This is a genomic window from Myroides sp. DF42-4-2, from assembly GCF_030326445.1.
Taxonomy (GTDB): Bacteria; Bacteroidota; Bacteroidia; order Flavobacteriales; family Flavobacteriaceae; genus Flavobacterium.
On sequence record NZ_JACAKI010000041.1, the window covers coordinates 1 to 5,989 of the forward strand.

The 5,989-nt window shown below is 27.9% G+C and carries 8 protein-coding genes and 2 pseudogenes; 4 read left to right on the forward strand and 6 right to left on the reverse strand.

The annotated features are described in order from the left end of the window. The coding region (locus HX062_RS15865; protein ID WP_286468095.1) for a hypothetical protein at positions 1–205 on the reverse strand (205 nt) is incomplete at its 3' end. A 792-nt stretch (positions 206–997) separates the two neighbouring features. Between HX062_RS15865 and HX062_RS15870 the strand changes: the two genes are divergently transcribed. Beyond that, a complete protein-coding gene (locus tag HX062_RS15870; RefSeq protein ID WP_286468096.1) occupies positions 998–1,216 on the forward strand; it encodes a hypothetical protein in 219 nt (72 codons plus the stop codon). A 46-nt stretch (positions 1,217–1,262) separates the two neighbouring features. Here HX062_RS15870 and HX062_RS15875 read toward each other — a convergent pair whose 3' ends face one another. The 5 genes from HX062_RS15875 to HX062_RS15895 all read right to left on the reverse strand — a co-directional run bounded on the left by HX062_RS15875 (position 1,263) and on the right by HX062_RS15895 (position 4,067). Then, positions 1,263–1,457, reverse strand: a complete 195-nt coding sequence (locus HX062_RS15875) for a DUF5808 domain-containing protein (RefSeq protein ID WP_286468097.1) — start codon at positions 1,455–1,457, stop codon at positions 1,263–1,265. A gap of 19 nt (positions 1,458–1,476) precedes the next feature. Beyond that, positions 1,477–1,737 carry an IS66 family insertion sequence element accessory protein TnpA gene (gene tnpA / locus HX062_RS15880; RefSeq protein WP_286468098.1) on the reverse strand — a complete coding sequence of 87 codons (261 nt, stop codon included), beginning with the start codon at positions 1,735–1,737 and terminating at the stop codon, positions 1,477–1,479. A gap of 215 nt (positions 1,738–1,952) precedes the next feature. Beyond that, the gene (locus tag HX062_RS15885; protein WP_286468099.1) at positions 1,953–2,426 is read right to left on the reverse strand and encodes a hypothetical protein; all 474 of its coding nucleotides are present in this window, start codon (positions 2,424–2,426) and stop codon (positions 1,953–1,955) included. Continuing rightward, the gene (locus HX062_RS15890; RefSeq protein ID WP_286468100.1) at positions 2,392–3,531 is read right to left on the reverse strand and encodes a hypothetical protein; all 1,140 of its coding nucleotides are present in this window, start codon (positions 3,529–3,531) and stop codon (positions 2,392–2,394) included. Before HX062_RS15890 ends, HX062_RS15885 begins: the two co-directional genes overlap by 35 nt. Positions 3,532–3,590: 59 nt before the next feature. Further along, positions 3,591–4,067 (reverse strand): hypothetical protein, encoded by a 477-nt coding sequence (locus HX062_RS15895; protein WP_286468101.1) that lies wholly within the window; start codon positions 4,065–4,067, stop codon positions 3,591–3,593. Between the two features lie 646 nt (positions 4,068–4,713). On the opposite strand from HX062_RS15895, the pseudogene HX062_RS15900 reads away from it, so the two are divergent. The 3 genes and pseudogenes from HX062_RS15900 to HX062_RS16220 form a co-directional block, all read left to right on the forward strand. Then, positions 4,714–4,932, forward strand: a pseudogene (locus tag HX062_RS15900) (transposase); the annotation flags it as partial. Continuing rightward, positions 4,929–5,630: an IS3 family transposase gene (locus tag HX062_RS15905; RefSeq protein ID WP_286468103.1), complete on the forward strand. Its 702-nt coding sequence runs from the start codon at positions 4,929–4,931 to the stop codon at positions 5,628–5,630. The pseudogene HX062_RS15900 and the gene HX062_RS15905, both read left to right, overlap by 4 nt. Before the next feature lie 111 nt (positions 5,631–5,741). Beyond that, positions 5,742–5,989, forward strand: a pseudogene (locus HX062_RS16220) (hypothetical protein); the annotation flags it as partial.

Consider the following 5,989-nt stretch of genomic DNA (forward strand, 5'->3'; position numbering starts at 1 on the left):
TGTTTTCATACTTGACAGTTTTGTTTAAAGTTAATAATTTCGAATTAACAACTGTCCGATTTTTAGGGAAGCCTACAAAATGTCTTTGATGAATTCCTACAAAACCAACGATTTTGATTAAGTCAAGAGTTGAATAATTGTTTGCGTCCACTGATAGATTGGTTTTTAATCCTGCCAGTTTTATTAAATCTAATGTTGATTTCATAGTATTAATTTATAATTTCTTGGTTTAATGGTTTCAGCTAACATCCTTTTTTACGAACAATAAAACTATTCATTTCGTAAAAAACGTTTATAGTAACATTTCTTAAAATAAGCATGTTAAGTTAATTTTTTTTTTAAAATAAAATACTTTAAGAGAATAGAGTAGTGTATAACGAAGTAATTTAATTAAAAACTAACTTGTATAAATAGGGATAGCGATATAAAATCAGCATATCTTTACTTTTAATATATACAACTTATCGTATTATAAAATATTCATATAGTATCTTATGTTTCAACATCAAACATATTAAAACTTTTTCTAATCTTAATACGGAAATCCGTAAACCCCTTAATATTTTGAGTCTATCTACTATTTTAAACAAAAACAACGACTTCGGAGTAGTTTTCCAGCCCTCTGCAAGAGCAAGTCGTTTTGATGGCACGAATGTAATTTCGAGTGCCTCAAACTTAGGATGCTCTCATCTTTCGATGAGTAAACCCACCAATTTTACAAAGTAAAATCTACAGTGATTTCATAGTAAGAAATCACTCACTATTTGACACTAAAGTGCCAAGTATAACCTTAAAATTCTATTTAAAGTTTTCAAACTGTATATATACTTTCTTTGATGTAAGATAGTAAAGTAAGTTTTGCAATTGTCTTTTAATTAGCGCTTTAAAGCTGTTTTAAAATGATCTTGGTGTAAAAACGTACAAGAGTAAAGTTTTCGACAAGCTAAAGTTTACAACTATCCATAATGTAAAATATAAACCTTTAAAAATGTACAATATGGGAACAGTCAACCAACCATCAAAAAAAAACAGTCAAAATGAGTTAGTCGATGAAGACTATCTAATGAATATCATGAGTGGTGATATAGAAGTTAAGTCTGTAGAACAAGCTAAGCCTACAGTAGAAGAAAAAGAAGAACCTCTAATCCAAGAAGAAGAAACAAAAACCAAAGAAAGAAATAGCAACTACTACATACCAAGAGCTTTTTCTACTTAATGAATTTCCTTCATCAAGAGCAGGAAAGGTTGTTTTTAAGGTCATTCTATATATACATTTCAATTGATATGATCAATAAAATCAAAACCAAAACAAGCAAAATAGACCATGGATTAGCAAAATTAATTGTTATGCCTAAAAAAGCAAGTCGCTTAGGTACTAGTAGGCGTTTGTCTTTTTTATTGAAATAAAATATACCCCATTTCCAATTAGAGGAATCGTTAAAAATTGAGTTATTCATCCAGTTTTAATTTTGTGTTTCAATCATTGATTATAAGACTATATGTTTCGATTATTATGTGTTTTATATTTAGTTTATCTAAAAACTTATACAATGGAACTGCTTTACTTATTGATACAAAACTGCTTGTAACAGATTGGCTAAATTCCTTATGATATTTTTGTACCCAGTAACTAAAAGTGGGTAACTTTAACCCTAGGTTTTCACAATAAGTTGCTTGTTTTAATCCACTGGCTTTCCAATCCTCTACATGAGAGTACATGATTTCTTGTTTGCTCATCTATTTATTATTTGAAGCAAACTTACTACCTTACGTTAGCTTATGAAATATGTGGTTGGTCGGGTGGATACATTTAATCTATTACTTCTCCTAATATAAAACAATCAAATCCTTTAATCATAAAAATCACAGTTCATACAAGAGACAAAATAAATCCACGAGAGTTCAGTCCAAAATAGGTGACATTGTCAGACCGAAATACCCAAATAGGAAAATTAATGAGCTAGGATATAATTAAATTGCTGTTCAATTTGATTTGCGGTTATATTTATTATAGTGTCTAGATTATTGTCTTTTAAAAAAAATACTTTAGTTGAATTAAATAAGTCGGATTTCATCTTAATATTTCTATTAATATATAGATTTTTATTTTCCACTTCTGTTTTAAGAAAGTTTGAAATATCTACTTGTGTGCCTTTAGCATTAATAATTAAAATAGATTCTTTATCATTTATGTAATTTTCAATTAATTTCGCGAAATTTCGGTTACAGCTATTACAATGTTCTTCTGTTAAAATAAAGACTCTTTTTATATCATTTTTTAATTCAATTTCAAATTCATCATGAAGTTCATATTTTAGATTTTCGAAATCATTAGATTTGTTACTCAATTGAGTACAACTATTTATAAGTAGAAGTAATACTGCAAAGTATTTATATCTTGAATAGTCCATAATTTTTGACTCCATATCTATTTTTATTTTTACTTAACAAAAAAATGTTGTTCTCAGTAATAAAACTACCATACCATAAATAATCAACTCCATCAAAAAATAACGTTTTATCTACTTTAAAATTATCATTTAATACAATTAGTTCGAAAGGAATATTTTCTGTTTTTTTATTCTTTGAAATATCTTTTCTTCTTTGGAATACATATTTCTTTTTACTTTTTGAATATCCAATATTCGTAATCATACTTTTGCTCCTTAATTCATCATTTAACTCATGTGATAAGCCGCTATCTGTTATTAAGGGGGCTATAGAGACAGCTTCATTTGGCGGTAATATTTCTATTTCTTTTATAAGAGAAAAGTCATGTAGATTATACACAAAAACTTTACTAGAAAAGGAAGATGAAACTAAAATTTTGTCATCAGTTACATAATAAGAATTGCCTTCAACTATTAAAGATTTGTCCTTAACGAACTTATTATAGAAATTTTTCAAGGCATATATTTGAACAGGATTTTCTGAGAAAATATTAGATACTTTCATGAAATATGGTTCTTTGGCTACTCTATTGTAAAAGTATTTTGTTTTTTCTGCTTCAGTTTCAAAGTGTTTGTTTTCTTCAAATTTGTTTCCATACCATTTAGAAGCAGTAAGTAAAGAATTATTTTTTAAAAGAGTTTTATTTAAAGAAGTAAACTTATACTCATAATAATTTCCAAGAGAATCGTATTGATTTAGGTTTATTCTATGCCATATATCTCCTTTTTTGTTTAATACTACAATACTCCCACTATAGTTGTTATTTAATAAAATGGTATCTCTCGACACAATTATTAAATCCTCAATATTTAATATTTTATTTAAACCGTTTACTAATGATACAGAGTCTTTTTTGTTTCCTAATCTATCAAAAAACATGATTTTTTTTTCAGTTACAGGATCTGCAAAATAAAATAAACTGTCCTGATAGATGTGATCATAAAAAACACCTTCAAATTTGGATCGACTTTCGAATCCAATATCAAAAGATAATTCTTGGATGGGAACTAAACTCTCATGTCTATTACAGCTTAAAAGCGAAATAACAATGCTAATAATTAAAATTACTTTATATCTCATAGGTGTATGGTTAATCTGAAGATTGAATTTTTACAAACAATCTTCAGATTTTAACAATCTTATTTTAATATAAAAGGATAAATAATCATCACTCTATTTTGATCAACAACATTGAAATGCATGTAATCAATATTAGTTAATGTATTTTTTCTTGTAGAAATTGATAATTCACCTTTTATTACAAGATTAATAATATCTTGATCAATGAAATCTTTAAGCAGGTCTTTTTTATTTCTAAAATACTTTGCTACTGCAACATTGTCATTACTAATTTTGATAATATCATTAATTATATTTTTTTGTAGTGGTAATGTAATAATTATATCAGGAAGACAATTTCCATTAATTCCATCGCAACCGAAGTTGTCACCACCATTATCATAAAAAACTCTAAGGTCCGGGTATTGTGTAATAGGAGGATCCCCTATTTGACTTTCCTTGTATAAATTAGATGTACTATCATTATTGTCAATTTCACAAGAAACAACTAGAAACGCCAAAAGCATTGGCAACAGGATAATTTTTGCATATTTCATAATAACATTATTTTTTTGATTGCCTACTCTAAGTTTTTTAAGTCGATATTTCGGCTTTTTCGACTCTACTTTTTTATCAACTATTCCGGACTAGTTAATAAAAAGGAACGGTGTGTTATTATATGTTATATTGTTGTAATTTTAACAATATAATTAAACAACACAAGATTTAATATCATATACAATTATAGTTTAAATAAATTTAACAACCAAATTTTAAATAAATTTAATAACCAAATTTTTATTAAATATTTTATCATATGTACTGTCTAAGATTATTCTTTATATTATAAAAAAAAAATATTGACGAATTCAAAATGTAAATCCTTGAATTTCTTTTGTCCAAAAGCAAAAAATGAACAAAGTAGAAATATCGTTATTGTTGTTAGTAAAGTTTTTTTGATATAAATTATTTATGCATAACTAAGTTCTATAAACAAAAAATTAGCTTCAATTACATTCTCTTATATTTAACTGAAAATTACGTCAATAAAGATACGTATATGGACTTACTAACTTAGTCCAGACATCGAGTTAAGTATAATGACTTACTTATCTTTGACTTATGAAAAGAATTAGATAAACTTACGATACAGCTTTTAAGCAACAAGCCGTTGAACTAGCTAAGGAAAGAACAAACAAATCAGAATTAGCTCGTGAACTTGGAATTCGCGCCACCTTGTTATATAAATGTTGTAAAGAGGCTCAAGAGTTTGGAGATGCTAGTTTTCCAGGCAATGGCAAACAAAAGCTTACACCAGAACAAGAAAGAATAAAAGAGTTAAAAAAGAAGTTAGCAGCTGTTGAATTAGAATATGAAATATTAAAAAAAGCAATCGGCATTTTCTCAAAGACCGGCAAATGATTTACCTGTTCATATTTAATCATGAACATGAATTTCCGATTGAGATTATGTGTAAGGTTTTAGAGGTAAGTAGAAATGGTTATTATCATTGGAAACGGTCTCCTGTTAATAAAAGCAAACAAGCCAAAGCAAATCTAAAACGAGTTATTACAGAAGTTTATTTCGAGTTTAAACAGCGTTATGGTAGTCCTCGTCTTACAATAGAACTCAATGCGCGAGGTTATAAAGTGTCTAAACCAACAGTAGCTAAGTATATGAGAGAGTTAGGATTACGTAGTAAAGTAGCTCGAAGATATAGAATTACCACAGATTCTGATCACAATTATTTAGTAGTTGATAATATCTTAGATAGAGCATTTACACAAACCAAACCAGGGAAAGCTTGGGTATCCGATATTACTTATATCGCTGTAAAAGAAGGGTTTATTTATCTAACTACAATAATAGATTTATTCGATAGAAAGGTGATTGGATGGAGCCTGAGTAATGATATGTCAACGGAAAACACCACTTTAGCAGCCTTTAAAATGGCTAAAAAGAATAGATCTTTTCAAGACGGATTAATTTTCCATTCTGACCAAGGAGTACAATATGCAAACTACAAATTTGCAAATTTTTTAGAGTCCTTTAATGTTGTTAGAAGCATGAGTAGAACTGCGAAGCACATCACGAATACCAAAATAGATAATAACCAATGAGTAAAGGCTAATTGTTGGGATAATGCCGTAGCGGAATTGCGAAGCACATTCATGAATACTAAAACAAATATAAACGATGAATAAAGCTTCTTTAAATCCCTAAAAGTGGAGATGATTTATGGAAATTTACAACTAAATACAAAGCAAATGGAGACTAAAGTCTTTGACCCGAACGAAGTGAACTGGCGTAAGCAATATATCGAAATTTGGTATAATAAAAAACGTAGACACTCCTACTTAAACTACCAGACAATCACTGAATTTAATCAAATAATAAATATTAAGACACTGTACCAAAAACTGTGTAAGTATAAAATTCTGCTTGGGTTAAAACCGAGCAGAATTTTTTTATATATTTA

Bases quoted from the DNA above. Each gene is read 5' to 3' on its own strand.
- HX062_RS15870 (WP_286468096.1), top strand. From the start codon at position 998: ATGGGAACAGTCAACCAACCATCAAAAAAAAACAGTCAAAATGAGTTA.
- HX062_RS15895 (WP_286468101.1), bottom strand. From the start codon at position 4,067: ATGAAATATGCAAAAATTATCCTGTTGCCAATGCTTTTGGCGTTTCTA.
- HX062_RS15905 (WP_286468103.1), top strand. From the start codon at position 4,929: ATGATTTACCTGTTCATATTTAATCATGAACATGAATTTCCGATTGAG.
- HX062_RS15885 (WP_286468099.1), bottom strand. From the start codon at position 2,426: ATGGAGTCAAAAATTATGGACTATTCAAGATATAAATACTTTGCAGTA.
- HX062_RS15875 (WP_286468097.1), bottom strand. From the start codon at position 1,457: ATGAATAACTCAATTTTTAACGATTCCTCTAATTGGAAATGGGGTATA.
- HX062_RS15890 (WP_286468100.1), bottom strand. From the start codon at position 3,531: ATGAGATATAAAGTAATTTTAATTATTAGCATTGTTATTTCGCTTTTA.
- tnpA (WP_286468098.1), bottom strand. From the start codon at position 1,737: ATGAGCAAACAAGAAATCATGTACTCTCATGTAGAGGATTGGAAAGCC.